Annotated in this window: 24 protein-coding genes; 13 read left to right on the top strand and 11 right to left on the bottom strand. The window is 63.6% G+C overall.

Features of this window, described 5'->3' with window-relative positions; translation table 11 throughout:
* Positions 1–2 precede the first annotated feature (2 nt).
* From AAIH46_RS05735 to AAIH46_RS05725, 3 genes are all read left to right on the top strand, one after another.
* Positions 3–713, top strand: a complete 711-nt coding sequence (locus AAIH46_RS05735) for an HAD family hydrolase (protein ID WP_430304667.1) — start codon at positions 3–5, stop codon at positions 711–713.
* A gap of 57 nt (positions 714–770) precedes the next feature.
* The gene (locus AAIH46_RS05730; protein ID WP_430304666.1) at positions 771–2,363 is read left to right on the top strand and encodes an FGGY-family carbohydrate kinase; all 1,593 of its coding nucleotides are present in this window, start codon (positions 771–773) and stop codon (positions 2,361–2,363) included.
* Between the two features lie 93 nt (positions 2,364–2,456).
* Positions 2,457–3,203: a sulfate transporter family protein gene (locus tag AAIH46_RS05725; RefSeq protein ID WP_430304665.1), complete on the top strand. Its 747-nt coding sequence runs from the start codon at positions 2,457–2,459 to the stop codon at positions 3,201–3,203.
* Here the strand turns inward: AAIH46_RS05725 and nth are convergent.
* Positions 3,156–3,944, bottom strand: coding sequence for an endonuclease III (nth, locus tag AAIH46_RS05720; protein ID WP_430304664.1), 789 nt, complete (start codon positions 3,942–3,944; stop codon positions 3,156–3,158). The two genes, AAIH46_RS05725 and nth, sit on opposite strands and share 48 nt — an antisense overlap.
* A gap of 24 nt (positions 3,945–3,968) precedes the next feature.
* Here nth and AAIH46_RS05715 point away from each other — a divergent pair, with 24 nt between their 5' ends.
* The 4 genes from AAIH46_RS05715 (at position 3,969) to AAIH46_RS05700 (ending at position 6,033) form a co-directional block, all read left to right on the top strand.
* The gene (locus AAIH46_RS05715) at positions 3,969–4,463 is read left to right on the top strand and encodes a DUF2244 domain-containing protein (RefSeq protein WP_430304662.1); all 495 of its coding nucleotides are present in this window, start codon (positions 3,969–3,971) and stop codon (positions 4,461–4,463) included.
* A 106-nt stretch (positions 4,464–4,569) separates the two neighbouring features.
* On the top strand, positions 4,570–5,454 hold the full coding sequence (locus AAIH46_RS05710) for a methylated-DNA--[protein]-cysteine S-methyltransferase (protein WP_430304660.1): 885 nt from the start codon (positions 4,570–4,572) through the stop codon (positions 5,452–5,454).
* A 51-nt stretch (positions 5,455–5,505) separates the two neighbouring features.
* Positions 5,506–5,742, top strand: coding sequence for a CopG family ribbon-helix-helix protein (locus tag AAIH46_RS05705; RefSeq protein ID WP_430304659.1), 237 nt, complete (start codon positions 5,506–5,508; stop codon positions 5,740–5,742).
* Between the two features lie 6 nt (positions 5,743–5,748).
* Entirely contained in the window at positions 5,749–6,033 is a 285-nt protein-coding gene (locus AAIH46_RS05700; RefSeq protein WP_430304658.1) for a type II toxin-antitoxin system RelE/ParE family toxin, read from the top strand.
* A gap of 8 nt (positions 6,034–6,041) precedes the next feature.
* On the opposite strand, the gene AAIH46_RS05695 is transcribed toward AAIH46_RS05700, so the two are convergent.
* Complete coding sequence (locus tag AAIH46_RS05695; protein WP_430304656.1) at positions 6,042–7,019, bottom strand: sugar-binding transcriptional regulator; 978 nt, start codon at positions 7,017–7,019, stop codon at positions 6,042–6,044.
* Positions 7,020–7,195: 176 nt separating this feature from the next.
* Between AAIH46_RS05695 and tal the strand changes: the two genes are divergently transcribed.
* Positions 7,196–8,155, top strand: a complete 960-nt coding sequence (tal, locus tag AAIH46_RS05690; protein WP_430304654.1) for a transaldolase — start codon at positions 7,196–7,198, stop codon at positions 8,153–8,155.
* A gap of 277 nt (positions 8,156–8,432) precedes the next feature.
* On the opposite strand, the gene AAIH46_RS05685 is transcribed toward tal, so the two are convergent.
* From AAIH46_RS05685 to AAIH46_RS05670, 4 genes are read right to left on the bottom strand one after another with little or no spacing between them, the layout of a single operon-like run.
* The gene (locus AAIH46_RS05685) at positions 8,433–9,281 is read right to left on the bottom strand and encodes a metal ABC transporter permease (protein ID WP_430304652.1); all 849 of its coding nucleotides are present in this window, start codon (positions 9,279–9,281) and stop codon (positions 8,433–8,435) included.
* Positions 9,278–10,138: a metal ABC transporter permease gene (locus tag AAIH46_RS05680; RefSeq protein ID WP_430304650.1), complete on the bottom strand. Its 861-nt coding sequence runs from the start codon at positions 10,136–10,138 to the stop codon at positions 9,278–9,280. The genes AAIH46_RS05685 and AAIH46_RS05680 overlap by 4 nt, the downstream gene beginning before the upstream one ends.
* The gene (locus AAIH46_RS05675; protein ID WP_430304649.1) at positions 10,119–11,051 is read right to left on the bottom strand and encodes a manganese/iron ABC transporter ATP-binding protein; all 933 of its coding nucleotides are present in this window, start codon (positions 11,049–11,051) and stop codon (positions 10,119–10,121) included. The genes AAIH46_RS05680 and AAIH46_RS05675 overlap by 20 nt, the downstream gene beginning before the upstream one ends.
* The gene (locus tag AAIH46_RS05670; protein WP_430304648.1) at positions 11,048–11,938 is read right to left on the bottom strand and encodes a metal ABC transporter substrate-binding protein; all 891 of its coding nucleotides are present in this window, start codon (positions 11,936–11,938) and stop codon (positions 11,048–11,050) included. Before AAIH46_RS05670 ends, AAIH46_RS05675 begins: the two co-directional genes overlap by 4 nt.
* Before the next feature lie 249 nt (positions 11,939–12,187).
* Here AAIH46_RS05670 and AAIH46_RS05665 point away from each other — a divergent pair, with 249 nt between their 5' ends.
* A complete protein-coding gene (locus AAIH46_RS05665; protein ID WP_430304647.1) occupies positions 12,188–13,189 on the top strand; it encodes a hypothetical protein in 1,002 nt (333 codons plus the stop codon).
* A gap of 93 nt (positions 13,190–13,282) precedes the next feature.
* Here the strand turns inward: AAIH46_RS05665 and lysS are convergent, their stop codons facing one another.
* The 5 genes from lysS to AAIH46_RS05640 all read right to left on the bottom strand — a co-directional run bounded on the left by lysS (position 13,283) and on the right by AAIH46_RS05640 (position 19,885).
* Positions 13,283–14,779: a lysine--tRNA ligase gene (gene lysS, locus AAIH46_RS05660; RefSeq protein ID WP_430304646.1), complete on the bottom strand. Its 1,497-nt coding sequence runs from the start codon at positions 14,777–14,779 to the stop codon at positions 13,283–13,285.
* Between the two features lie 89 nt (positions 14,780–14,868).
* Positions 14,869–16,326, bottom strand: coding sequence for a glutamate--tRNA ligase (gltX, locus tag AAIH46_RS05655; protein ID WP_430304645.1), 1,458 nt, complete (start codon positions 16,324–16,326; stop codon positions 14,869–14,871).
* Between the two features lie 145 nt (positions 16,327–16,471).
* Positions 16,472–18,244 carry an SLC13 family permease gene (locus AAIH46_RS05650; RefSeq protein ID WP_430304644.1) on the bottom strand — a complete coding sequence of 591 codons (1,773 nt, stop codon included), beginning with the start codon at positions 18,242–18,244 and terminating at the stop codon, positions 16,472–16,474.
* 111 nt (positions 18,245–18,355) lie between these two features.
* The gene (locus AAIH46_RS05645; protein WP_430304642.1) at positions 18,356–19,105 is read right to left on the bottom strand and encodes a TerC family protein; all 750 of its coding nucleotides are present in this window, start codon (positions 19,103–19,105) and stop codon (positions 18,356–18,358) included.
* Between the two features lie 99 nt (positions 19,106–19,204).
* Positions 19,205–19,885, bottom strand: a complete 681-nt coding sequence (locus tag AAIH46_RS05640) for a TetR/AcrR family transcriptional regulator (RefSeq protein WP_430304641.1) — start codon at positions 19,883–19,885, stop codon at positions 19,205–19,207.
* Positions 19,886–20,022: 137 nt separating this feature from the next.
* Here AAIH46_RS05640 and AAIH46_RS05635 point away from each other — a divergent pair, with 137 nt between their 5' ends.
* The 4 genes from AAIH46_RS05635 (at position 20,023) to xylB (ending at position 25,475) form a co-directional block, all read left to right on the top strand.
* Complete coding sequence (locus AAIH46_RS05635) at positions 20,023–21,228, top strand: HlyD family secretion protein (RefSeq protein WP_430304640.1); 1,206 nt, start codon at positions 20,023–20,025, stop codon at positions 21,226–21,228.
* Between the two features lie 26 nt (positions 21,229–21,254).
* The gene (locus AAIH46_RS05630; protein ID WP_430304639.1) at positions 21,255–22,832 is read left to right on the top strand and encodes a DHA2 family efflux MFS transporter permease subunit; all 1,578 of its coding nucleotides are present in this window, start codon (positions 21,255–21,257) and stop codon (positions 22,830–22,832) included.
* Positions 22,833–22,972: 140 nt separating this feature from the next.
* Positions 22,973–23,998 carry a LacI family DNA-binding transcriptional regulator gene (locus AAIH46_RS05625; RefSeq protein WP_430304638.1) on the top strand — a complete coding sequence of 342 codons (1,026 nt, stop codon included), beginning with the start codon at positions 22,973–22,975 and terminating at the stop codon, positions 23,996–23,998.
* A gap of 22 nt (positions 23,999–24,020) precedes the next feature.
* On the top strand, positions 24,021–25,475 hold the full coding sequence (gene xylB, locus AAIH46_RS05620) for a xylulokinase (protein WP_430304637.1): 1,455 nt from the start codon (positions 24,021–24,023) through the stop codon (positions 25,473–25,475).
* Positions 25,476–25,569: the final 94 nt, after the last annotated feature.

The raw sequence follows: 25,569 nt of genomic DNA, 5'->3' as shown, positions 1-25,569 counted from the left end.
CCATGGACCGGAGCCAATCCCCTCTGGTGATCTTCGATTGCGACGGCGTGCTGGTGGATAGCGAACCGCTGTCCATCCGCGTCCTGATCGATGCGGTGAGGGCGCATGGCGGCGAGCTGGACGAGGCGGAGGCGTATCACCGCTTTCTCGGCCGCAGCCTGGCGACGATGGTGAGCGTGCTGGATGAGGATTTTGGCATCAAGGCGGACGGTGCCTTTCTGGGCAAGATGCGCCACGATCTCTACGACCGCTTCAGGCACGGCCTGCAGCCGATCGAGGGCATGGCCGATGCGCTCGATCTCCTCGACTGGCCGCATTGCGTCGCATCGTCCAGCCAGCCGGAGCGCATCCGCCTGTCGCTGGGCCTGACCGGACTCATCGACTATTTCGAACCGCACATCTTCAGCGCGACGATGGTGGAGAACGGCAAGCCCGCGCCGGACCTCTTCCTGCATGCGGCGCGGGAAATGGGGATGCAGCCGCAGGATTGCATCGTCATAGAGGACAGCCCGGCCGGCATCCTGGCTGCCAAGCGCGCCGGCATGACGGTGTTTGCGTTCACCGGCGGCTCGCATGCCGACCGTGACGAATATCGTGCGGAGATCGCAGCACTTTCTCCGGATGTCGTATTTGACGCGATGAGCGATTTGATCCACCTTGCCGAACAGCATAGACAGAGCAAGGGCGGTTTACCCGCGCGGCCGGCGCCGTGAGCCGGCCCCGGTTTGGCCGACAATAAAAGCTTGGCAAGGGACGGGAATCGGACAGACATGCGGGACCACCTCGTCGCGGTCGACGTCGGGACGACCAGCGCGCGCGCCGGCATATTCGACCGGCAGGGACAGCTCCTGGGCAAGGCGCGGCACCCGATCCGCATGCGGCGCGGCGCCGATCAGCACGCCGAACACAGTTCCGAGGACATCTGGCGGGCGACCTGCCTTTCTGTTCGCGAAGCCCTCCATCAATCAGGCCTTCAGGCTGACAGGATCGCCGCCATCGGCTTCGACGCAACCTGCTCGCTGGTGGTTCGCGACACGGCGGGCAAGCCGCTCTCGGTGTCGGTGGAAGACGAAGGTTCCGACGCAGACGGCTGGGACACGATCGTCTGGCTCGACCACCGCGCCATCCCCCAGGCGGACCGGCTGAATGCCGGGGGCCACCCGGTGCTGGCCTCGTCGGGCGGCTCGCTGTCGCCGGAAATGCAGATCCCCAAGATCATGTGGCTGAAGGAGAACCTTCCGCAGCGATGGGCGAAGACCGGCTTCCTGTTCGATCTTGCCGATTTCCTCACCTGGCGGGCGAGCGGTTCGCCATCCCGGTCGCGCTGTACGCTGACCGCTAAGTGGACCTACTCCGCCAGGACCGAAGAGGGTTGGAACCACGATTTCCTGGCGACCGCCGGTCTTGACGATGCGCTGGAGCGCGGAAGCCTGCCGACCTCGACGCTTGCCGTCGGATCTTCCGTCGGCGCACTGTCCCCGGAGGCTGCCGCCGAACTCGGTCTCGATACGGGATGTGTGGTTGCCGCCGGTCTGATCGACGCCTATGCGGGGGCGCTGGGCGTGCTGGGGGCATCCGCCGGCAGTCCCGAACTCGAGCGAAACCTGGCGCTGATCGGCGGGACGTCTAGCTGCGTGGTCGCCTTCACCCGCCAGGCGCTGCCCGGCCACAGCCTGTGGGGACCTTATTACGAGGCCGTCTTCGGCAACCACTTCCTCGTCGAAGGCAGCCAGTCGGCAACCGGCGCGCTGCTGGACCACATGGTGCGGATGCACACAGCCGGTGGCGAGCCGGACACCGAGCTTCATCGCCGCATCGTGTCGCGGATCGCCGAGCTGCGCGAACGCGAGGGCGTACGGTTGGGAGAGGGGCTGCACATCCTGCCCGACTTCCACGGCAACCGCTCGCCGCTTGCCGATCCCCGCGCCACCGGCGTCATCAGCGGCCTGACGCTGGACACCTCGTTTGACGGATTGTGTCGGCTCTACTGGCGAACCTGCGTGTCGCTGGTGCTCGGCGTCCGGCATATCCTCGAGACGATGGAGACCTACGGCTACCGGATCGAGACGCTGCACCTGGCCGGCGGGCATGTGCACAATCCGCTGCTGGTGGAGCTTTGCGCCGACGTCACGGGTCGCGTCGTGCGGGTGCCGGATGCCGGCGATGCGGTGCTGCTGGGCACGGCGATGGCGGCCGCCGTGGCAGGTGGGCTGCACGCCGATCTCGATGTGGCCGGCAATGCCATGGACCGCGGCGGTTCGCTGCATCGTCCGCGCCCCGACCTGCGCAATGCTTACGACCGCGACTATCGACGCTTCCTCGCCATGCACCGCCACCGGGCGGAACTGGAAGCGATGGCTTGAGACCGGCCTGAGCTCGCGCGGCCGCGCGCCGACTTGTGGCACACCTCTGCATCCCCTACATCCAGCAAGCCATCATCGCATTCCGGAGCGCCCATGATCATCGACGCTGCACGTCTCTCCCTCATCAACCTGTTTGCCGCGGAGACGAGGTCGGTCTTCTGGAAGATGCTTGGGCTCACCTTGCTGGTGCTGGTCGGTCTGTGGTTCACGCTGAGGGGCGTCTTCATCGGCTACCTGTGGCCCTACGCCGCCGATCTCCTGCCGGCGGTTCCCGACTGGGCCGGATGGCTGACCTTCATCTTCGCGATCCTGGCCGGCATCGGCCTGGCGCTTGCGCTGGCACTGCTGATCGCGCCGGTGACGGCGCTCATCGCCGGCCTGTTTCTCGACGATGTGGCCGAGGTGGTGGAGAAGCGCGATTATCCTTCCGATCCTGCCGGTGTGGCCATGCCGATCGGGCGTGCGGTTATCGAGTCGCTACAATTTCTCGGGGTGGTGATCGTCGGCAACATCATCGCGCTGCTGCTGCTGCTGGTGCCCGGCGTCAATCTCATCGCCTTCTTCGTCGTCAACGGCTACCTGCTCGGGCGGGAATTCTTCGAGTTCGCGGCGATGCGGTTCCGTCCGCCTCAGGAGGCAAAGCTGTTTCGTCAGAAGCACAAGGGGGCGGTGTTCCTCGCGGGGCTGCTGATCGCCGGTTTCCTCGCCATCCCGTTCGTCAACCTGCTGACGCCGCTGTTTGCCGCCGGCCTGATGGTGCACCTGCACAAGGCGATCAGCCGGCGCGATCCGTCATTCGCCATCGCTCAGGGCGTCCGCCCCAACCATCTGCGCGGGTAGTTCATCCAGAGGCACCGGCACGTCATTGGTCTTTGCCGGATAGCGGCAGAGGTCAGCGATGATGCAGTGCTCGCATTCCGGACGCCGCGCCTTGCAGGTGTAGCGGCCGTGCAGGATCAGCCAGTGATGGGCGTGGAACAGGTAGTCTTTCGGAATGACGCGCAGCAGATTGTCTTCGACCTGATCCGGCGTCGTGCCCGGTGCCAGCTTCAGCCGGTTCGCCAGCCGGAAGACATGCGTGTCGACTGCCAGGGTCGGGATGCCGAAGGCCATCGACATCACCACATTGGCGGTCTTGCGGCCGACACCCGGCAGCCGCATCAGCTCCTCGCGCGTGCTTGGCACCTCGCTTGCGAATTCATCGATCAGCATCCGACAGAGCGCGATGACGTTCTTTGCCTTGTTGCGATAGAGGCCGATCGTCTTGATATGGTCGATGACGCCCTGTTCGCCGAGCGCCAGCATCTTTTCCGGCGTGTCGGCGATGGCAAACAGCGCCCGCGTCGCGCGGTTGACGCCGACATCCGTCGCCTGGGCCGACAGCGCCACCGCAACGACCAGCGTAAATGGATTGACGTGCTCCAGCTCGCCCTTCGGCTCCGGCCGCTGGACCGAAAAACGCCGGAAGATCTCCTCGATTTCGACCTTGTTGTAGGCCGTGCGCGCATGCCTGCGGCCTCTCGCCGCGCCGTTTGACTTTTGCGCCGTTTGCATGTGGGATTGGATCTTCGGAGTTGCCATATTGTTTCTATGACAAGCCACAGGATGGAAGGCAACGTGGGGATGATCGACGAACCACCGGTTTTTGCCGCCGAACTGACGCCGCACCGGTCGCTGGGCCGGCGAGGCTTCCGTGTCATGCTGGCGCTAAGCGGCGCCATCTGCCTGATCTACGGCATCTTCTTCCTGGCGACCGGCGCTTGGCCGATCAGCTTCTTCTTCGGTCTCGATTTCGTCCTTCTCTGGGGTGCGTTCTGGCTCAACTACCGGTCGGGCCGCGCCCGCGAGGAGGTCATGGTGTCGCGTACCAATGTCTCGATACGCAAAGTGTCGCCGGCCGGGAGGGTTGTAGAGCACCGTTTCAACCCGTTCTGGGCCCGCTTCCGGGTGCGCCGTCACCACGAATTCGGCATCACCTCCATGCATGTGACGGGCGAGGGGCGGCTGACGGATGTCGGCGCCTTTCTCAACCCGGACGATCGCGAGAGTTTTGCCAAGGCGTTTCGCGGTGCGCTGGCGACGGTCAAGCAGCGTATCTGAGAGGGCTGGCACCGGGCGGCAAGGGCGTCAGGTTTTGCATGCAAGAATCGGGTGGCATCTGCGGCCTGCTCATGGTGAACTTGTGCTCATCAAGAGGATCCATGCCATGAACGCCTTTTCGCCCGCACCCGCCACGGCCATCGACATCACGCCCGAGGGGGCCGATTACGCCGTGGTCAAGCAGGTGATCGAGCTGATCACGCTGGACTACCGCGAGCAGCCGTCGCTCGAGCGGATCGCCGGCGAAATCGGCCAGTCGCCGACGCAGTTGCAGAAGGTGTTCACCCGCTGGGCCGGGCTGTCGCCAAAGGCCTTCCTGCAGGCGGTGACGCTGGACCATGCGAAGCGGTTGCTGGGCAGCGACCAGCTGCCGCTGCTGGAAACCTCCTACGAGGTCGGTCTCTCGGGCCCCAGCCGGCTGCACGACCTGTTCGTCACCCACGAGGCGATGAGCCCCGGCGAGTGGAAGGCGAAGGGCGGCGGGCTGACGATGCGCTACGGATTTCATCCCTCGCCCTTCGGCCTGGCGCTGGTGATGGTGACGGATCGCGGTCTTGCCGGGCTTGCGTTCGCCGATGACGAAGGCGGGCGGGATTGCTGCTTCGAGGATATGGCGAAGCGCTGGCCGAACGCGACTTATCTGGCGGACCAGCAGGCGACAGCACCATATATCGGGCGTGTGTTCGATGCCGGACGCTGGGCGGCGGAAGAGCCGCTGCGGGTGGTGCTGATCGGCTCGGACTTCCAGGTGCGCGTCTGGCAGAGCCTCCTCAAGATCCCGTTCGGCAAGGCTGTAACCTATTCGGACGTCGCTCGCGATATTGGCCAGCCGACCGCCAGACGTGCGGTGGGCGCCGCCATCGGCCGCAACCCGATCTCGTTCGTCGTGCCCTGCCATCGGGCGCTCGGCAAGAGCGGCGCGCTTACCGGCTACCACTGGGGCCTCACCCGCAAGCGGGCGATCCTCGGCTGGGAGGCGGGGAAGGGGTAATTTGCCTGGTTTCGGTTTGCGCGACGGGAGATCTCATGAGAGACTGCTCGCATGAAACATCAGGTCGAGCTTTCCGAGGGTCTCAGCCGTCGCGTGGACCGCTTGGCGGAGCGAACGACGCTGACCCGCAGCCAGATCATCGAGGACGCGCTGTCGCACGGCAGGTCTCTCGCCTGGCAGGAAAAATGGGTGGCGGGAGTTCAGGCCGGCCTGGATGACGCGGAGGCGGGCAACTTCGCGTCGGAAGAAGAGATCGCCGCAGTGCTGACCAAATACAGCCAAGGATGAGCGCTGATGCGGATCGTCTGGACGAGACGATATCTCGCTGAGCTTGGTGAAATAGGCGACTATATCGGTCGGCATAATCCACGCGCTGCAGTCCGCATCGTCCAAGACATCCATAAGAAGACGGCTCTGCTGCTTTCGGCCAATGCTTATCTGGGGCGTCCTGGGCAGATTTCCGGCACGCGCGAGCTTGTACTGCCGGAACACTCCTACATTGTTGCCTACAGGGTCGATGACGGCCAGGTCGAAGTGCTGTTTGTCCAGCATGCTGCCCGGCTCTGGCCGGAGGATTGAACCTCGCCCTAACCGGCCATCTCCACCAGTCGTCTTGCCGCCGCCTCGTCGGTGATCAGCGTGTTGCAGCCGATGCGGCGGATCGTGGCGCGGATGGCATCGGCGCGGTGGGCGCCGCCGGAAGACAGGACGATGTGCTTTGCCTTCTTCAGCGTGTCGAGGTCGACCGACATCACCCGCTCGTTGATCGGATGATCGATGGTACGGCCCTCAGCGTCGAGGAAGTTGAACATCGTGTCGCAGACGCAGCCGGCATCGACCAGTTCGCGCAGCGTCGCATGGCTGATGAAGCCCTCCGACAGGGATGTGGAGTGCGGGCCGATATCGCCGCAGGAGACGATCGCCAGGTCGAGGTTTTCGGCGAGGTCGTAAATGGCCTTCAGGCCGCACTGTTCGATCAGTGCCCGCTTGGTGGCGACCGAGTTGACCAGCAGCGGCGCGAGGAACATGTAGCATTCGGCGCCTAACTGGCTTGCCAGCCGCCAGGTGTAGTCGATCGGGTTGGTCTGGTGGACCGCGACGATGCCGCCGAGCAGCGAGACGACCTTGCAGTTTTCGCGACGCGGCGGGCGGAAGCCGGCAAGCGACGCGGTCATCGTGCGGCCCCAGCCGACGCCGATCGTGGTGTTGTCGCTGACCACCTCGGTCAGAAACTGCCCGAGTGCCAGGCCGACGGCCTTGGCGATCGATGCGGCATCCTGCTTTTCCGGTGCCGGCACGACCAGCGCCTCATCCAGGCCGTAGAGCTTCTCGAGCTTGACGGCGAGCTCGACGCAGTCGTCGATGCCCTCGCTGATCCAGATCTGCACCTCAGCTCGTTTGACGGCTTCGTCGAGCATGCGGATGACGGTCGAGCGGCTGATGCCCAGACGTTCCGCCACGTCCTTCTGGGTCATTCCCTGGTTGTAGTAGAGCCATGCCGCCCGCAACCGCAGAGATGCGGCTTCGGAATAGGCAACATGGGTTTCACGCTTGAGCTTGGCCACGGGGGAAACGGTCGTCCTTCCTTCGCTTTCAAGAGTGGACTATCCGGCATCTGGAACAAATGTCAAATCGATTGCACAAATGTGCCTTGACTTTCTGGCTGTGCGGAGCAGATATGAAGGCAACGGAGGATCGGCCAGATTCTCGCGTCGCGAATTCAAAAGCGAAGGAAATCCGGATGGCGTCCAAACTTGAACAACTGCGTTCCATGACCACGGTCGTCGCCGATACCGGCGATATCGAGGCCGTCACGCGTCTGAAGCCGGTGGATTGCACCACCAATCCGACGATCGTTCTGAAGGCGCTCGGCACGCCGGCCTTTGCAGATCAGATCAAGGAAGCGATCGCCTGGGGCAAGAAGCAGGGCGGCAGCAGCGAAGCGGTGATCACGGCAGTGGCCGACCGCCTGGCGATTGACGTTGGTGCTGGTCTGGCGAAGATCGTGCCCGGCCGCGTGTCGACGGAAGTCGATGCCGACCTTTCCTTCGACACGCAGGCATCGATCGCCAAGGCGCACGGCATCATCGCCGCCTACAAGGAGCGCGGCATCGAGCGCGAGCGCGTCCTGATCAAGCTTGCCTCCACCTGGGAAGGCATCAAGGCCGCCGAAGTGCTGCAGACGGAAGGCATCGACTGCAACCTGACGCTGCTGTTCTCCAAGGCCCAGGCTATCGCCTGCGCCGATGCCAAGGTGTTCCTGATTTCGCCCTTCGTCGGCCGTATCCTCGACTGGTACAAGAAGTTCACCGGCGAAGAGTACACATCCGAAACCGATCCGGGCGTCGTGTCGGTGCGGCAGATCTACAATTACTACAAGGCGAACGGCATCGAGACGATCGTCATGGGCGCCTCGTTCCGCAATGCGGGCGAGATCGAAGCACTGGCCGGCTGCGACCGGTTGACCATCAGCCCGGCGCTGCTCGACGAGCTGGACAAGGCCGAGGGCACGCTGGAGCGCAAGCTTTCGCCGGACAACATCACCGAGGATGCCTTCCAGCCGATCGACGAGAAGTCCTTCCGCTGGATGCTGAACGAAGACCAGATGGCGACGGAAAAGCTGTCGGATGGCATCCGGATGTTTGCCAAGGATCTCGTCAGCCTGCGCGAGATGGTGAAGAAGGAACTGGCGGCCGCCTGAGTAAGATCCGGTCCGAATACTGTGATGGCTCGCCTGGAGTCAGGCGAGCCAATTTATCCTAAAGTGATGCTACGACAGCTTTGATTAGTTCGCGTGCCTGTTCATTTGTCGGCGTCGTCGGACCCAAATTGATGGCTGCGATTTTAGCTTTCAGAGCTGAACGGTGTTCTTCAGAAGCTTCTGCGAGACATTCAATGACTGCCTGCAGTAGAAGAAATGAAGCAACTGCATGCGCATCATTCATATTTTGCGTGTCTCACCTAATTGGTTCTGCGAATTAAGCTATAGAAGTAGTGTGTTTGTGTCTAGCTACGATGACTGTCTGCATGAACGCCACGATAAACACTCCCGTCATCAGCAGCACGATGGTCGGTGCCGGCGCGCTGTCGATGAAGAAGCTGAGATAGATCCCCAGGAACGAACAGCCCAGCGCCACGCCGATCGCCGTCAGCAGCATCGTGTGGAAACGGCGCGTCAGCAGGAAAGCGATGGCGCCGGGTGCCACGAGGATGGCGACCGAAAGGATGATGCCGACGGCCGTCAGCGCCCCGACGACGGTCAGCGACAGGACCGCCAGCAGCCCGTAATGCAGGAGGCGCACCGGCAGACCAATGGCGCGGGCATGCTGCGCGTCGAAGGCGTGCACCAGCAGATCCTTGCGCAGGATACCGAGGAAGAGCACGGAGGCGAGCGCGATCAGCCCGGTTTCGAGGATATCCGACGGAGCGATGCCGAGCATGTCGCCGAACAGGATGTGGTCGAGATGCACGTCGCTCTGCACGGCGACGAACATCACCAGCCCGAGCCCGAACATGCCGGAAAAGACGATGCCGAGCACCGTGTCTTCCTTGATGCGGCTGTTTTCCTTGAGGTAGCCGGCGGCCAGCGAGCAGGTCAGTCCGGCGGCGAAAGCGCCGAGCGACAGCGGCAGGGATACCATGTAGGCGAGAACCACGCCGGGAAGGATGGCGTGCGAGACCGCGTCGCCCATCAGCGACCAGCCTTTCAGCACCAGGAAGCACGACAGCATCGCCATCGGCACGGCGATCATCATGGTGACGAGGAAGGCGTACTGCATGAAGGGCAGCTGGAACGGCAGGATGGCCAGCTGAAGGGTCTCGCTCATGCGGCCTGCTCCACTGCCAGAGCCCGGCGGCGCCGGGCGGCGATCAGTCCGTGCTTCGGGGCGAACACGAAGGCTATGAGGAAGATCAGCGTCTGCAGGACGACGATGATGCCGCCGGTCGCGCCATTGAGGAAATAGCTCGCATAGGCGCCGAAAAAGCTGGTTCCAGCACCGATGGCGGCGGCCATCACCACCAACCGCTGGAAGCGGTCGGTGAGCAGGTAGGCCGTGGCGCCGGGCGTCACCACCATGGCGACCACCAGGAAGGCGCCGACCGTCTGTAAAGCGGCGACCGTGGAGGCGGCCAGCAGCGTGAAGAACAGCACGCGCAGGAGGTCCGGGCGGAGGCCGATGGTGCGGGCATGGTTCTCGTCGAAGAAGGCGACCATCAGGTCCTTCCACTTCAGCGCAAGGACAGCGAGACTGATGCCGCCGATCAGCACCAGTTGCAGCGTGTCCTCCGGCGTGATTGCCAGGATATTGCCCAGCACGATGGTCTGGATGTTCACCGAGGTCGGCGACAGCGACACCATGAACAGGCCAAGCCCGAAGAAGGACGTGAAGATGAGGCCGATGATGGCGTCTTCCTTCAGTTTGGTGCGCTGGTTGAGGAACAGCATGGCGCCTGCCGCAAGGCCGCCGGACAGGAAAGCGCCGAGCGCGAAGGGAAGCCCCAGCATGTAGGCTCCGGCAACGCCTGGAACGATGGCATGCGACAGGGCGTCGCCGATCAGCGACCAGCCCTTGAGCATCAGATAGGCTGACAGGAAGCCGCAGACGCCGCCGACCAGAGCGCTGACCCATATGGCATTCAGCATGTAGCCGTAGGTGAAAGGCTCAAGAAGCGTCTGGAACATCGACTACCTCTTTCGCCTTCGGAGCGTCTCCGGCCTTGCCCGCTGCCGTGAGCGTCGTGCGGGTGCCATTCCCATAGGTGACGTAGGGGCGTTCGTCGTCGCTGATCACCCGCACATGCCGCACGTCTTCATCGTCGTGCAGATCGCGTCCACCAAGGACGAAATGACGGAGCACGCCGCCGAACGCCTTTTCCAGATTGGCTTCGTTGAAGGTGTCTTCGGTTCTGCCATAGGCGATGACGGTTTCCTTGACGAAGACCGTATGGTCGCAGAAGTCCGGAACGCTGCCGAGATTGTGGGTGGAAACGAGCATCACCCGCCCTTCGTCGCGCAGCGATCCGAGCAGCGCAACGATCTGCTCTTCGGTGGTTACGTCGACGCCGGTAAACGGCTCGTCGAGAAGGATCACCTGTCCTTCCTGGGCCAGCGCCCGGGCGAGGAACACGCGCTTTCGCTGGCCGCCGGACAGTTCGCCGATCTGCCGCTTGCGGAAGGCTTCCATGTTCACCCGGTGCAGCGCTTCGGTGACCTTCTCCTGGTCGTGGCGCGAGGGAATGCGCAGGAAGTTCATGTGGCCGTAGCGGCCCATCATCACCACGTCCTCGACAAGCACCGGAAAATTCCAGTCGACCTCTTCCGCCTGCGGCACATAGGCGACGAGATTCTGCTTCAGTGCCTGGCGCGACGGCATGCCGAGGATCTCGACGCTGCCGCCCGACAAGGGCACGAAGCCCATGATCGCCTTGAAGAGCGTCGACTTGCCGGCGCCGTTGACGCCGACCAGCGCGGTGATCGTGCCGCGCGGAATGGTGAAGCTCGCATGCCGCAGGGCCGTATGGCCGTTGCGATAGGAGACGGTGACATCCTCGACCGCCAATCCGGCTGACTTCGATCGGCTCTTGCCCATCATCATTGCGACAGTCCCTTCACGATGGTGCCGGTCGTAACGCTCAAGAGGTCAAGATAGGTCGGCACCGGGCCGTCCGGATCGCTCAGGCTGTCGACATAGAGAACGCCGCCATATTGGGCGCCGGTCTCCCGGGCGACCTGCTTGGCCGGATCGGCCGACACCGTGCTCTCCGAAAAGATCACGCCGATGCGGTTGGCGCGGATGGCATCGATCACGCCTTTCACCTGTTGCGGCGCGCCCTGGCTGTCGGCATTGACGGGCCAGAGGTAAAGCTCCTTCAGGCCGAAGTCGCGGGCGAGGTAGGAGAAGGCGCCCTCGCTGGTCACCAGCCAGCGCCGATCCTCAGGCAGGGCCGCCAGCGCGTCACGCATCGGCGAGACGGCGGCGCGGATCTTGTCGGAATAGGCCTTGGCATTGGCGGCATAGGCATCTGCGTGCTGCGGATCGACCATCGCCAGCCCCTTGCGGATGTTCTCGACGTAGATCAGCGCGTTTTCCGGAGACATCCAGGCATGCGGGTTGGGCCGTCCCTGATAGGCGCCGCCGGCGATCGCCATCGGCTCGACTCCGTCGGAAATCGTGATGCTCGGCACGTCGCCGAGATTGGCGAGAAACTTGTCGAACCACTGCTCGAGATTGAGCCCGTTGCGCAACACGAGGTTGGCGTTGCGACCGCGCAGGATGTCCCTTGGCGTCGGCTGGTAATTGTGAATTTCGGCACCCGCCTTGGTGATGCTTTCAACCTCTGCCGTATCGCCCGCGACGTTCTTCGCCATGTCGGCAAGGATCGTGAAGGTGGTGACCACCTTGGGCTTTTCGGCGGCCAGCGCTCCGAGCGGAGCAAGGCCGAACGCGGCTGCGACTGTTATTGCCAGGAGATGCACGAACACGGGATCTACCTTCTATTGCAACTCATTTGCATTTAACCTAGTCGCTCTCCGGCACTTGTCAACGCTATTGCAAATCATTCGCAATAATTCTGCGTTCTCGTGCACGCGGAAGACGCGTCGAAAATAACCTGCCTATTACGGGTAGAATTTTTCCATGGATTAAAGCTTCCTCAAAGATTGCCCGGCAACAGTGTGCGACGCGAGATGTTGAGTTGCGTTGAGGGGGTTGCGCATGCCGGAGGTCCGGGCGTGAAGCGCGTTAAGTTACGGCTGTCACGAACCCTCTTTGCGATAATTGGCGGCCTCGTCCTGATCGGCGGGAGCGGTGCAGCAGCTCTGTTCGTCGTCGGAGATAATCTTCTCGGACCCTCGTACCAATCGGTGAACGGGCTGGAATGCACGACGCTGCAGCTCGTCAAGATCAAGCGCGACCAGCACTACTGGGTGCGGAAATATGTCTTTACCGATGGTGGAGACGGGATTTCGCGCCTGAAGACAGCCTTGCGCGTCGCCCGATCAGTGGAAGCCTCGGAGAAGGCGGATCTCGTTCAGGTGACGGTGCTCGACAAGGCCGGACCAACGCAGCGCGCCAGCATGCGCGGACGCGCAATCGGCGCACAGGTCGTCTACATTCCCGATGCAACCCGGGCGCCGGATCTCTCGGACGCGCAATATTCAGCATTCTACGTCGAGGGAGAGCCGACAAAGAGCGGTGACTTCTATGGCCAGCGCATCGACCCGACGCTGGAGAGCGTCGAAAAGATTGCCGCGTCGCTGACGGACGGCGCCGACTGTCTCTCGCCGATCATTCCGGGCGAGGCCCACGGCACTTCGACTGCCGGGGCGCATGGCGGGAAGCCGGATGCCAAAAGTGGCGGCCACGCCGAGCCAACGCACGCTGAGGCTGCCGGTCATGGTGCCGCGACGGTCGAGCACGGCGATCAGCCGGCGGACAATGCCGGTCACGCCAACGAGCCTGCCGAGTATAAGAACGGCGATGCGGCAGATAGCGGCCTCATCAGCTACCTGAAGGGAATGATCTTCGGCCCGGCACCGACAGGCGGTGAGGGTGGGCACGACGGAAACGAGGGGCAACTCGGCGCGGTCGTCATGGCCGATCCAGCCGCTCCGCCGCCGGAGCCCGACCGTGCGGAAGGCGATGCGCCGCATCACGACGGGATCGATCCGATCAAGGTCGCGGTGCCGAAGGAGCCTCCGTCCGAGCACAAGCCGGAGCACGGTGCGCCGTAGCTCGCGCTTCGCTGTCATTTTTTCTCGTGCGCACGAACGAAAAACGGCCCGCCGCGAGGCAGGCCGTTGATCGGTGATCGGGGGTCGAATGCGTTAGTCGACCTTGTTGCGGCGTGCCGGAAACAGGATGATGTCGCGGATCGACGGGGAGTTGGTCAGCAGCATGATCAGTCGGTCGACGCCGATACCGAGACCGCCGGCGGGCGGCATGCCCTGGTCGATCGCGTCTAGGAACTCGTCGTCCAGCTGCTTGTCCTTTTCGCCGCGCGCATGCGCCTGCTCCAGCTGTTCCACCATGCGGCGGCGCTGTTCTTCCGGATCATTGAGCTCGGAAAAGGCATTGCCGACTTCCCAGGCATTGCAATAGGTCTCGAAGCGTTCGACCAGGCGCGGTTCGCCCGGCACTTCCTTGGCAAACGGCGAGATGTCCTTCGGAAAATGCGTCACGTGGCTCGGCTGGATCAGCGTGCCCTCGACCTTCTCCTCGAAGATGAACGCCAGGCACTCGCCCCAGGTCCAGTCCTTCTCGACCGCGAAGCCGGCAGCCTTGGCGGCGGTGCGGGCTTCCTCGTCGGTCTTCATGGCGAGGAAATCGATGCCGGTCACCTCCTTGACGGCGTCGGGCATGGGAACCCGCGTGAACGGTCCCTTGAAGGAGATCTGCTTGTCGGCAAACGTCACCTCGGGGGAGCCGTGGATGGATACCGCCAGCTGCTCGAACAGGCGCTCGACCAGCGCCATGATGTCCTCGTAGTCAGCATAGGCCCAGTAGCACTCCATCATGGTGAACTCTGGATTATGCCGCGTCGACACGCCTTCGTTGCGGAAGTTCCGGTTGATCTCGAACACCTTGTCGGAAAGGCCAGAGACCAGCGTTCGCTTGAGGAAAAGCTCCGGCGCGATGCGCAGGTACATGTCCATCTTCAGCGTGTTGTGGAAGGTCTTGAACGGATCGGCGGTCGCGCCACCGTAGACGGTCTGCAGCATGGGCGTCTCGACTTCGAGGAAGCCCTCGGCCTCCATGAAGCGGCGGATGCCGGAGACGATCCGCGAACGCTGCTGGAAGCGCAGCTTGCTCTCTTCGTTGGTCATGATGTCCAGGTGGCGCTTGCGATAGCGGATCTCGACATCCGTGACGCCGTGCCACTTTTCCGGCATCGGCAGCAGCGCCTTGGTCAGCATGGTGATTTCTTGCGCGTTGATCGTCAGCTCGCCGCGCTTGGTACGGCGCACCACGCCGGTCACGCCGATGATGTCGCCGAGGTCGATCATCGGCAGCATGTCGCGTGCGGCTTCCGGCGTCGTGTCCTTGTGGCTGAAGATCTGGATCTTGCCCGAGGCGTCGCGGATATCCATGAACATGCCGGAATTGCGCGAGGAATAGACGCGGCCGGCAACGGTGACGACATCTGTCGTCTCGACGTCCGGCTCCAGGCCTTCATACTTCTCGGCAAGCTCGGCATTCGTCATGCTGCGGTGGAAATGCGCCGGATAGACATCACCGATCTTCTCGCGCAGCAGGGCAAGCTTCTGGCGGCGCACTTCGGTGGCGTCGGAGGAGAGGGCGGTTTCGGTCTTCTGTTCGGTCATTTTTTTATCTCGCCTACTTCGGGCATGGAATACACGGCGGTGCCGCGGGCTCTACCCCCACAAGGGGAGGGGACCCGTCGCATATGCCGCTACTTTTCGGCGCCCACCATCGAGGCCACCACCGTCGCGGCGGTCTTCAGGCGCTGGCGCACGACCGAGCGGCCGAGCAGCGCCATGCTGTCGAACAGCGGCAGCGAACGCTGGCTGCCCGACATTGCGACGAACAGCGGCGGCGTGACGACGCGCAGCTTCTTGCCAAGCTTGTCGGCAACCGCCCGCAGTTCCTGGTCGATGCTTTCGACCGTCCATTCCGGCATCTTCTCGAAATCGGCCTGGACGGTGTTGAGGATCTCCAGCGTTTCAGCCGGTGTGGTCTTCATTCCGGAGAACGAAGCAGGCGTCAGGCCGACGTCGCCGGCGAGCAGGAAGCCGGTGAGGTTCGGCAGGTCGCCGAGCTTCGAGACGCGGCTCTGAGCAAGCTTCAGGCCTTCGGTCAGGCGGCTGTTCTCCATGGCCCAGGCGAGCGTGCGGGCGGTGAATTCCTCAGGCGACAGCTTTTCGCGCAGCCAGCGGCCGTTCAGCCAGTCGAGCTTCTGGATGTCGAAGATGGCGCCGGCCTTGGACAGGGCTTCCGGGTCGAACTTCGCCGTCAGTTCATCCATCGTCAGCAGCTCTTCGCCCTCGGCGATCTGCACGAAGAACAGGCCGAGGAAGTTCATCAGCGCTTCCGGCAGGTAGCCAAGCGCCGAGTAGTAGGAGATCGATGTCGGGTTCTTGCGCTTCGACAGCTTCGACTTGTCGGCGTTGCGCATCAGCGAGAGATGCATGAACTTCGGCTCGTCCCACTCGAAGTAGCGATAGAGCAGGATGTGCTTGGGCACCGATGCCAGCCACTCCTCGCCGCGGGCGACGTGGGTGATCTTCATCAGATGGTCGTCGATGACATTGGCCATGTGATAGGTCGGCATGCCGTCGCCCTTGATCAGGACCTGCATGTCGACTGAATCCCACGGAATGGACACGTCGCCGTAGACACCGTCGTTGAAGTCGCAGGATCCCTCGGTCGGGATCTTCATGCGGATGACCGAGCTTTCGCCGGCTGCCATCTTCGAGGTGACTTCCTCGGCTGTCAGATTGAGGCAGTGACCATCGTATTTCGGCGGCTTGCCGGCGGCACGCTGGGCCTCGCGCATCTGCTCAAGCCGCTCGGGGCTGCAGAAGCAGCGGAAGGCGTGACGCTTGTCCAGCAGCTGCTGCGCGTAGGGCTGGTACATGTCCTTGCGATCGGACTGGCGGTACGGGCCATAGGGGCCGCCGACGTCCGGGCCTTCGGCCCAGGTCAGGCCTGTCCAGCGCAGCGCCTCGAGCACCTTGTCCTCGAATTCGCGCGTCGAGCGCGTCGCGTCCGTATCCTCGATGCGCAGGATGAATTCTCCGCCATGCTTCTTGGCGAAGAGATAGTTGAAAAGCGCGATATAGGCGGTGCCGACATGCGGTTCGCCGGTCGGGGAGGGTGCGATGCGGACGCGGACGCCGGAAGTGTTCATGGGTGCCTGCTCGAACTGGAAAAGCGCCATCAGGGGCGCTGGCTTCAATCTCGGGATTGGCTGGCCTTAGGACATATTCAGCCGAAAGCGTCAAGGTTTTTGCAGGATCGCGGCAGCCGGCGCGGCCGCGATCTGCGGTGCGAGGCTAGCGGACCGGCCAGAACCACATCAGCGTCGGGACGCTGACGATGACGATCAGGAAGGACAGTGGCAGGCCGAGGCGCGGGTAGTCCGAGAACTTGTAGCCGCCCGGGCCCATGACGAGCGTGTTGCACTGGTGGCCGACAGGGGTCAGGAAGTCGGAGCCGGCGCCGATCGCCACCGCCATCAGGAATGCCTCCGGCCGAAAGCCGAGCGTTGTTGCAAAGCTGACGGCGATCGGTCCCATCACCAGTACGGTCGCCGCATTGTTGAGGAACGGCGTGACGGCCATGGCGGTCACCATGATCAGGCCAAGGGCGCCGTAGGCGGGAAGGCTGTGAGCGACCTGTCCCAGCCACTGGGCGATCAGTTCGCTGCCGCCGCTGGTGCGCAGAGAGTCCGACACCGGGATCAGCGCGCCGAGCATCACCAGGATGGGGCCATCAACCGCCTTGTAGATGTCGTTGAGCGGAACGGCGCCGGCAATCGCCATTCCCAGTGCTGCGGCGAAGAAGGCCACGGCGACGGGCGTATAGCCGAATGCCGTGAGGATCATCGCCAGCGCCAGGATGCTGATCGGGATCAGCGCCTTGCGCTTGGTGCCGAGCAGGACCTCTTGCTGGGCAAGCGGCAGCAGCGCCAGATCCTGGAGCACGACCGGCAGCGTTTGACGGCCCCCCTGCAGAACGATCACGTCGCCTTCCTGAAGAACCACGTCGTGCAGCCGCTGACGCAGGCGCTCGCCGCGCCGGCTGACTGCCAGCAGGTTGACGCCGCGGGTATAGGGCAGTGCGAGGTCTTTCGCGGAACGACCGGCCAGGCCCGAATGTCGCGAGATCACCGCTTCGATCGACACCAGATCCTGCTGCGGCAGTCCGTTTTCGCGCAGCGGCTTGCCGGACAGCTGCAGTTTTGCCGAGGAGATCACCGTGTCGAGGACGGCCGAACGGCCTTCCAGCACGACGGAATCCTCTTCCCGCAGCGTCAGGTCCGGGAACGGCGACATGCGCGTCGCCCCACGCAGCACGGCGGTCGCGACGACCTCGCCTTCACCAAACTTCAGAAGCTCGCTGAGCGGCCGCCCGACCACCACCGACTGCGCCGTAACGGTGGCTTCGGAGGCGTAGTTGGAGATTTCCGTCGCCTCCTCGATCGAGCCGACCTGCTTGCGGCGCTCGGGCACCAGCCAGTAGAAGAAGACGAGGAAAATGATGCCGACGATGGTGAGGACGCCACCCACCGGCGTGAAGTCGAACATCGTGAACGGCGTGCCGGTCATCTCGCCGCGCAGGCGTGAGACGACGATGTTGGGCGAGGTGCCGATCTGCGTCATCAGGCCGCCGAGCAGGGCGGAGAACGACATCGGCATCAGGTAGCGCGACGGCGACACACCGGCGCGGCGCGAAAACTGGAAGGCGACCGGCATCATGATCGCCAGCGCGCCGATGTTCTTGATGAAGGCCGACAGGAGGGCAACGACGATCATCAGCATGATGATCTGCGGCCGGACGGTCTTCAGGTTGGGGAAGAACTTCTTGATCGCGACGTCGACGATGCCGGAACGGGCAACCCCGGCCGACACGACCAGAGCGCTGCCGACGATGATGACGATGTCATCGGAGAAGCCTGAAAACGCATGGTCGACTGGAACGACGCCGAGCGCCACGGCCACCACCAGGGCACTGCAGGCAACGACGTCGTAGCGGAAGCGGTCCCATATGAAGACGGCCATCATGCCGCCGATCACGGCGAACGCGAGTATCTGTTGGGTGGTCATGCCGCTCCGGGGGGAGGGGCGGCGATAGACGCCGCCGGGGAGGAATTCGTGGCACCTAAATACAATGGCGCCCCGAAAGTTCCAAGCCGCCCGGCGACCGTCCGTTACCGGTCAGTGCACAGTGTCGCGTTTGCGCTTGCGGGCGTTGCGCGCGTACATGTTGAGCACTTCCACCATCGCCGAAAAGGCCATGGCTGCGTAGATGTAGCCCTTCGGCACGTGGAAGCCCATGCCCTCGGCAATCAGCGTCGTGCCGATCATCAGCAGGAAGGCGAGTGCCAGCATGACGATCGTCGGGTTCCGCTCGATGAAGTTGGCCAGCGGCGTCGCGGCAACCAGCATCACGGTCACGGCGGCGATGACGGCGACGACCATGATCGGCAGATGCGGGGTCATGCCGACGGCGGTGATGATGCTGTCGATCGAGAAGACCAGGTCGAGCAGCAGGATCTGGCCGATGGCGGAGGCGAAGGTCGTCGTCACGGTCTTGCCGACCATGCTGTCCTTGTGATCTTCAAGGTCGACGCTGTGATGGATTTCCTTCGTCGCCTTCCAGACCAGGAAGAGGCCGCCGGCGATGAGGATCATGTCCTTCCAGGAGAAGGGATGGCCGAACACTTCGAACACCGGCGTCGTCAGCTGGACGATCCAGGCGACGGTGCCGAGCAGCGCAAGGCGCATGACGAGCGCCAGGCCGATACCGATCTTGCGGGCTCTCTCACGGTTTTCGGGCGGCAGCTTGTTCGTCAGGATCGAGATGAAGATCAGGTTGTCGATGCCGAGGACGACTTCCATCACCACCAGCGTCACCAGCGCCACCCAGGCGGCCGGATCTTGCACAAGCATCATTATGTCTTGCATTGATAATTCCCCTTGCCCTCCGGCGTGCCGGATGAGAGCGATATCGGCTTCCGGCCTGCCAAAGCAAGCCGCGGGGAAGTATACGCTTTGACCGCCGGTTTATTCCAACCGGTCATCATCTTTTTTTGCGTAGGCGCACAGGAACATCCGCACGGCGGACTTGACCACCCGTTCGATCTCTTCGGCCGTCGGTGGTGCGGCGAGATCGCCAAACAGGCGCAGCTTGAAGAAGGTGCCGCCGCAGAGCTCGATGAATTGGCGGGCAGCGATCGAAATGTCGTCGACCACCAGTGCGCCACGCTCGACATGCTGCTCGATGAAACGCTCCAGTACGGTGCGGACATTCAGGGATTCGTTCTGGAAGAACTTGCGCGACAGCTTCGGCATGCGTGGAACGACGGCGATCATCGTGCGCATCGCCGATATCGAGCTGTCCGACGTGATGTGCTGGCAAAAGCCGATGCCGTAGCGATAGAGGCCGTCCGTCACCTCGCCGCTGCCTTCCAGGATGTCTCGCATGGAGATCGCCAGGTTCTGGCGCTCGCGCTCCATGATCGCCTGGAACAGGTCGTCCTTGCCGTTGAAGTAGACGTAGATTGTGCCCTTCGAGACGCCGGCCTCGCGCTTGATGTCGTTCATGCTGGCGGCATCGAAGCCAAGGCTCATGAAAACGCGCTTCGCGCCGTCGAGGATCTGCTCCCGCTTTGCCGGATCTTCTCCGGCAGGAAACCGACCGGGCTGACCGGCCGTATCACAGGGCGTAGACTTCGTTTCAGGCATTCCGTTTCCTGATTGTCAACCTTTTCGAACCGGTCGGTTCGATTGGCCTTGATATGTGAGATGGAAGGGACTATGTCAACCGCCATTGAACCGATCGGTTCGATCGTTTCGGCTTTCTGTTTCATCGGTGACCTTTTATGACTACTTCCGCGAACAATGGACCGCTGCGCGTCGTTTCGGCCGATCAGGCCGCCACTGACAAGGTGGAGGCACGCTCCGATGCCCCGGTCGGTGAAAAGCCGTCCGCCGCTGCACCGGCTGCGACAGACGCCAAGCCAAACGATACGACTTCTAAGAAGAAGAAGCGTAACCCGATCATTCCGCTGCTGGTGATCGCCATCCTCGGCGGTGCCGGCTGGTACGGATACAACTGGTGGACCGATGGCCGGTTCCTGGTGTCGACCGACGACGCCTACGTCGAAGGCGATATCGCCGTCATCGCGCCGAAGGTCAGTGGCTACGTCGAGAAGGTCAATGTCGTCGAGAACCAGATCGTCAAGGCCGGCGACCCGCTGGTGACACTCGACCAGGGCGATTATCGGATCGCCTATGAGCAGGCACAGGCGAATGTTGAAAGCGCCAACCTGGCGGTTGCCCGGATGGACGCCCAGATCGCCGGCGGCGAAGCGAGCCTGCGCCAGTCCGAGGCGCAGCTCGGCGCGCTTCGCGCCATAGTTCGCGGCGCCCAGATCACCCAGAAGCGGACCGCCGAACTGGCAGCGAAATCCGTCGGTACCACCGCCGACCTCGACAATGCACAGGTAGCGCTGGAACAAGCGGACGCCAATCTGCAGGCCGGCCAGGCCGCGGTCTCCACGGCACGCGCAAACATCGATCTGCTGCGGGCGCAGCGCACAGAGGCCTTAAACACCGTGCGTCTGCAGGAACTTGCCGTCCAGCAGGCCGAACGCGATCTCAGTTTCACTGTCCTGAAGGCGCCCTATGACGGCACCATCGGCAACCTTGCCGTCCAGGTCGGCGATTTCCTCAGCTCCGGCAAGCGTCTGGCGTCCCTCGTGCCGCTCGATGCGCTCTACGTTGAGGCGAACTTCAAGGAAACCCAGCTCGGCCATATCGTGCCCGGATCCAAGGTGCGGGTGCATGTCGATGCCTTCGAAGACCGGTCGGTCGAGGGGACGGTCCAGTCCATCGCGCCGGCATCCGGCGCGGTGTTCTCGCTGCTGCCGCCGGAAAACGCCACGGGCAACTTCACCAAGGTCGTCCAGCGCGTGCCGGTGCGCATCTCGATCCCGCGCGAGGAATTGGAGCGTGGTCACCTGCGTGCCGGCCTCAGCGTCGTCGCCGAGATCGATACCCGCACCGCGCCGGACGCATCCCGTTAAGGGAATTTCCGGCGAAGGAGTTAGCCATGGCCGCCACCACCGCCACTGCGGGCGCCATACCTGCTGATCCGCCGATGGACAGGAGAAAGCTGATCGCTTTCTTCGCCATGGTGGTCGGCATGTTCATGTCGATCCTCGACATCCAGATCGTCTCGGCGTCGCTCGCGGAGATCCAGGCCGGCCTGTCGGCCGGTTCCGACGAAATCGCCTGGGTCCAGACGGCATATCTTATCGCCGAAGTCATCATGATCCCGCTGTCGGGCACGCTCGCCCGCATTCTGTCGACGCGGGTGCTGTTCACCATCTGCGCCGCCGGCTTCACGATGGCGTCGGCGCTCTGTGCCACGGCGACCAACATCGAGCAGATGATCATCTATCGCGCCATCCAGGGCTTTATCGGCGGCGGCATGATCCCATCGGTGTTCGCGGCCGCCTTCACCATCTTCCCGGCGTCGAAGCGCTCGATCGTGTCGCCGATCATCGGCCTTATCGCGACGCTGGCGCCGACCATCGGCCCCACGGTCGGCGGCTATCTCAGCAATGCCTTTTCGTGGCACTGGCTGTTCCTCGTCAACATCGTGCCGGGCATCTTCGTCACGGCGCTCGCCTGGAGCTTCATCGACTTCGACAAGCCGCAGCATTCGCTGATGAAGCGCTTCGACTGGCTTGGCCTGTTCTCCATGGCCGTGTTCCTCGGCTCACTGGAATACGTGCTCGAGGAGGGCAACAACAAGGACTGGTTCCAGGACGAGCATATCGTTCTAGGGACGCTCGCCATGGTGATCGGCGCGGTGATCTTCTTCTGGCGGGCGTTCCGGGTCGATTTCCCCGTCGTCGACCTCAAGGCTTTCGCCAACCGCAATTTCGCCTTCGGCTCGCTGTTCTCGTTCACCATGGGCGTCGGGCTCTACGGCCTCACCTACCTTTACCCGCTGTATCTCGGGCGCATCCGCGGCTACGACGCGCTGATGATCGGCGAGACGATGTTCGTCTCCGGCCTGGCGATGTTCCTCACGGCGCCGGTCGCCGGCATCCTGTCCGGCCGCCTCGACCCGCGGGTGATGATGGGCATCGGCTTCTTTGGTTTCGCCTGCGGCACCTACCTGATGACCAGCATGACCGCCGACTGGGACTTCTACGAGCTGTTGCTGCCGCAGATCCTGCGCGGCTGCTCGCTGATGCTGTGCATGGTGCCGATCAACAACGTGGCACTGGGGACCCTGCCGCCGAACCGGATTCAGAACGCCTCCGGCCTCTACAACCTGACGCGTAATCTCGGCGGTGCCGTGGGCCTTGCGATCATCAATACGATGCTGACGCAGCGTGCCGACGAGCATTATGCGCGGCTGTCCGAGCACGTGAACTACGGAAATCCGGCAGCCATGGACTGGCTGAACAGCGTCGGCGCCAATTTCAATACCTACGGCATGGATGGCGCCACGGCGGCGCTCAGCCGGCTGTCCGGCATGGTCACCCAGCAGGCGACGATCATGTCGTTCATCGACGTGTTCACCGGTCTGACCTTCCTCTTCGCCTCGCTCATCCTGCTGGTCGTGATGATTGCGAAGCCGAAAGCCGCACCACCCTCGGGCAGCGGGCACTAGACCAGCCCGCACATAGAATCCACCGCCTGAAAGGGGTCGTCGCGCAAGCGGCGGCCCCTTTCGCATGGACGCCTGCGGCTGCGCATAATTTCTGATTTACGTACCTCAAAATGCAGGCTATGTCTTCCCGCGGAGGAGACATGAAGCCGACGGTTCACGACATTGCCGCACATGCGGGCGTCAGCCTTGCGACCGTCGACCGTGTTCTCAACGGCCGCGCCGGCGTGCGGCTGGTGACGCGGGAGCGTGTCGAAGCAGCTGTTACCGCACTTGGATTCGTGCGCGACCAGGCGGCGGCAAACCTTGCCAAGAGCCGCGTCTACGCCTTCACCTTCATCCTTCCCGCCAACGACAACTCCTTCATGATCGGCCTGCGCGCCGAGGTGGCTGCCGCCGCGGCACGTGCCGCCTCCGAGCGGATCCGGCTGACGATCGTCGACGTGGCAGCCTTCGACGTTGCGGCGCTGGTCTCGGCGCTGGATGCGGCGGGGCTCGACCGGCCGGATGGCGTTGCGTTTGTCGCGGTCGACGCGGCGGAGGTTCGCGCCGCGGCGGATCGCCTGGCCGAGGCGCAGGTTCCGGTCGTGACGCTGGTGTCCGACCTTGGCGGCTCCAGCCGCACCCATTATGCGGGTATCGACAACGCTGCCGCCGGCCGGACCGCTGCGACCCTGATCGGCCGCTTCCTCGGTGGCCGGCGCGGCCCGGTGCTGCCGCTGGCCGGTTCGTTGATGGTGCGCGACCACGCCGAGCGGCTCGATGGCTTTTCGAGCGTCATGCGCGACAGGTTCCCGCAGCAGCAGATCCTGCCGGTGGTCGAGGGTCGGGATGATCCGAAGGAAACCGAGCGGCTGGTGACGCGGGCGCTGCACGATGAGCCGCAGCTTGCCGGCATCTACAGTTGCGGGGCCGGCAATCGCGGCCTGATCCGCGCCGTTTCCCGACTACCGGCGGAGCGCCGCCCCGTCGTCGTGCTGCACGAATTGACCGAGGCGACGCGGACAGCGCTCCTCGACGAGGTCGTCGATGCCGTGCTCAACCAGGATGCAGGCCACGAGGTGCGCAGTGCCATCCGGGTCCTGAAGGCGAAGGCCGACGGGTCGCCGGTGGTGACGGCGCAGGAACGCATCCGCATCGATATTTTTTTGAAAGACAACCTGCCCTGAGGGGCAGCGAAGGAGAAGACCCATGTATCTCGGATTGGATCTCGGCACGTCCGGCGTCAAGGCGATGCTGATCGACGGCGACCAGATCGTCATCGGCTCGGCGACCGCCGCAATCGACGTCTCGCGCCCGCATCCCGGCTGGTCGGAACAGGATCCGGCAGACTGGATCCGCGCGACGCAGGAGGCCGTCGGGTCGCTGAAGGCGACGCATGGCGAAGCGCTTACCGCCGTGAAGGGCATCGGCCTTTCCGGTCACATGCACGGCGCAACGCTGATTGGCGCCGACGACAGCGTCCTGCGCCCCTGCATCCTGTGGAACGATACCCGCTCGTTTGCCGAGGCCGCCGCGCTCGACGCCGATCCGCGGTTCCGGGCGATCACCGGCAACATCGTGTTTCCAGGTTTCACGGCGCCGAAGCTCGCCTGGGTGAAGAACAACGAGCCGGAGATCTTCGCCAAAGTCGCCAAGGTGCTGCTGCCGAAGGATTACCTGCGGCTCTGGCTGAGCGGCGAGCACATTTCCGAGATGTCGGATTCGGCCGGTACATCCTGGCTGGACACCGGCGCCCGCAAGTGGTCGTCAGAGCTGCTGGCGGCGACCGACCTCTCCGAGGATCAGATGCCGGCGCTGGTCGAAGGCACGCAGCAGGGCGGTACGCTGCGCGCCGAACTCGCCTCCGCCTGGGGCATGCAGCCGGGCGTGGTGATCGCCGGCGGGGCAGGCGACAATGCCGCTTCGGCCTGCGGCATGGGCACGGTCGCCGAGGGCCACGCCTTCGTCTCGCTCGGCACCTCCGGCGTGCTGTTTGCCGCCAACGGCTCCTATCTGCCGAAGCCTGAAAGCGCCGTTCACGCCTTCTGCCACGCGCTGCCCAATACCTGGCACCAGATGGGCGTCATCCTGTCGGCAACCGACGCCTTGAACTGGCATGCGCGGATCACCGGCATGACCGCCGGAGAGCTTTCGGCCGAGGTTGGCGACACGCTCCATGCGCCGTCCGGCGTCACTTTCCTGCCGTATCTGTCGGGTGAGCGCACGCCGCACAACGATGCAAAGATCCGCGGCGCCTTCATCGGCCTCGCGCACGAGACGAGCCGCGCGGCGCTGACGCAGGCGGTGATGGAAGGCGTCACGTTTGCTATTCGCGACAGCCTGGAAGCGCTGAAATCGGCTGGCACGAAGGTCGAGCGGGTGACGGCGATCGGCGGCGGATCGCGGTCGCGCTACTGGCTGGCCTCGATCGCCACGGCGCTCGACATGCCGGTCGACATTCCGGCGGACGGCGATTTCGGCGCAGCCTTTGGCGCCGCGCGGCTGGGGCTGATCGCGGCCACCGGTGCGGATCCGCTTGCCGTCTGCAGCCAGCCCGAAACGGCCGAGACGATCGAGCCGGTGCCGGCGCTGACCGCGTCCTATCACGCGGCCTATGACCGTTACCGGGCGCTCTATCCGGCGATCAGGTCCACGATGAACTGAAGTTTTCAAGTGTCACTCCCCGTTTGTCCTGCCGGACGGAGTGGGGTGAAAACCCTTGAACAAACACTGAGACACACACCAAGGAGGAGAATAC

Origin of the sequence: Rhizobium sp. 0TCS1.26 (assembly GCF_050455525.1) — a bacterium.
Classification (GTDB): domain Bacteria; phylum Pseudomonadota; class Alphaproteobacteria; order Rhizobiales; family Rhizobiaceae; genus Neorhizobium.
Note: the sequence above shows the minus strand (reverse complement) of the source record. Positions and strands in the feature narration are given on the sequence as shown.

Coding starts and splice junctions, on each gene's coding strand:
- AAIH46_RS05735 (WP_430304667.1), top strand. CDS start 3: ATGGACCGGAGCCAATCCCCTCTGGTGATCTTCGATTGCGACGGCGTG.
- AAIH46_RS05730 (WP_430304666.1), top strand. CDS start 771: ATGCGGGACCACCTCGTCGCGGTCGACGTCGGGACGACCAGCGCGCGC.
- AAIH46_RS05725 (WP_430304665.1), top strand. CDS start 2,457: ATGATCATCGACGCTGCACGTCTCTCCCTCATCAACCTGTTTGCCGCG.
- nth (WP_430304664.1), bottom strand. CDS start 3,944: ATGGCAACTCCGAAGATCCAATCCCACATGCAAACGGCGCAAAAGTCA.
- AAIH46_RS05715 (WP_430304662.1), top strand. CDS start 3,969: ATGGAAGGCAACGTGGGGATGATCGACGAACCACCGGTTTTTGCCGCC.
- AAIH46_RS05710 (WP_430304660.1), top strand. CDS start 4,570: ATGAACGCCTTTTCGCCCGCACCCGCCACGGCCATCGACATCACGCCC.
- AAIH46_RS05705 (WP_430304659.1), top strand. CDS start 5,506: ATGAAACATCAGGTCGAGCTTTCCGAGGGTCTCAGCCGTCGCGTGGAC.
- AAIH46_RS05700 (WP_430304658.1), top strand. CDS start 5,749: ATGCGGATCGTCTGGACGAGACGATATCTCGCTGAGCTTGGTGAAATA.
- tal (WP_430304654.1), top strand. CDS start 7,196: ATGGCGTCCAAACTTGAACAACTGCGTTCCATGACCACGGTCGTCGCC.
- AAIH46_RS05685 (WP_430304652.1), bottom strand. CDS start 9,281: ATGAGCGAGACCCTTCAGCTGGCCATCCTGCCGTTCCAGCTGCCCTTC.
- AAIH46_RS05680 (WP_430304650.1), bottom strand. CDS start 10,138: ATGTTCCAGACGCTTCTTGAGCCTTTCACCTACGGCTACATGCTGAAT.
- AAIH46_RS05675 (WP_430304649.1), bottom strand. CDS start 11,051: ATGATGATGGGCAAGAGCCGATCGAAGTCAGCCGGATTGGCGGTCGAG.
- lysS (WP_430304646.1), bottom strand. CDS start 14,779: ATGACCGAACAGAAGACCGAAACCGCCCTCTCCTCCGACGCCACCGAA.
- gltX (WP_430304645.1), bottom strand. CDS start 16,326: ATGAACACTTCCGGCGTCCGCGTCCGCATCGCACCCTCCCCGACCGGC.
- AAIH46_RS05650 (WP_430304644.1), bottom strand. CDS start 18,244: ATGACCACCCAACAGATACTCGCGTTCGCCGTGATCGGCGGCATGATG.
- AAIH46_RS05645 (WP_430304642.1), bottom strand. CDS start 19,105: ATGCAAGACATAATGATGCTTGTGCAAGATCCGGCCGCCTGGGTGGCG.
- AAIH46_RS05640 (WP_430304641.1), bottom strand. CDS start 19,885: ATGCCTGAAACGAAGTCTACGCCCTGTGATACGGCCGGTCAGCCCGGT.
- AAIH46_RS05635 (WP_430304640.1), top strand. CDS start 20,023: ATGACTACTTCCGCGAACAATGGACCGCTGCGCGTCGTTTCGGCCGAT.
- AAIH46_RS05630 (WP_430304639.1), top strand. CDS start 21,255: ATGGCCGCCACCACCGCCACTGCGGGCGCCATACCTGCTGATCCGCCG.
- AAIH46_RS05625 (WP_430304638.1), top strand. CDS start 22,973: ATGAAGCCGACGGTTCACGACATTGCCGCACATGCGGGCGTCAGCCTT.
- xylB (WP_430304637.1), top strand. CDS start 24,021: ATGTATCTCGGATTGGATCTCGGCACGTCCGGCGTCAAGGCGATGCTG.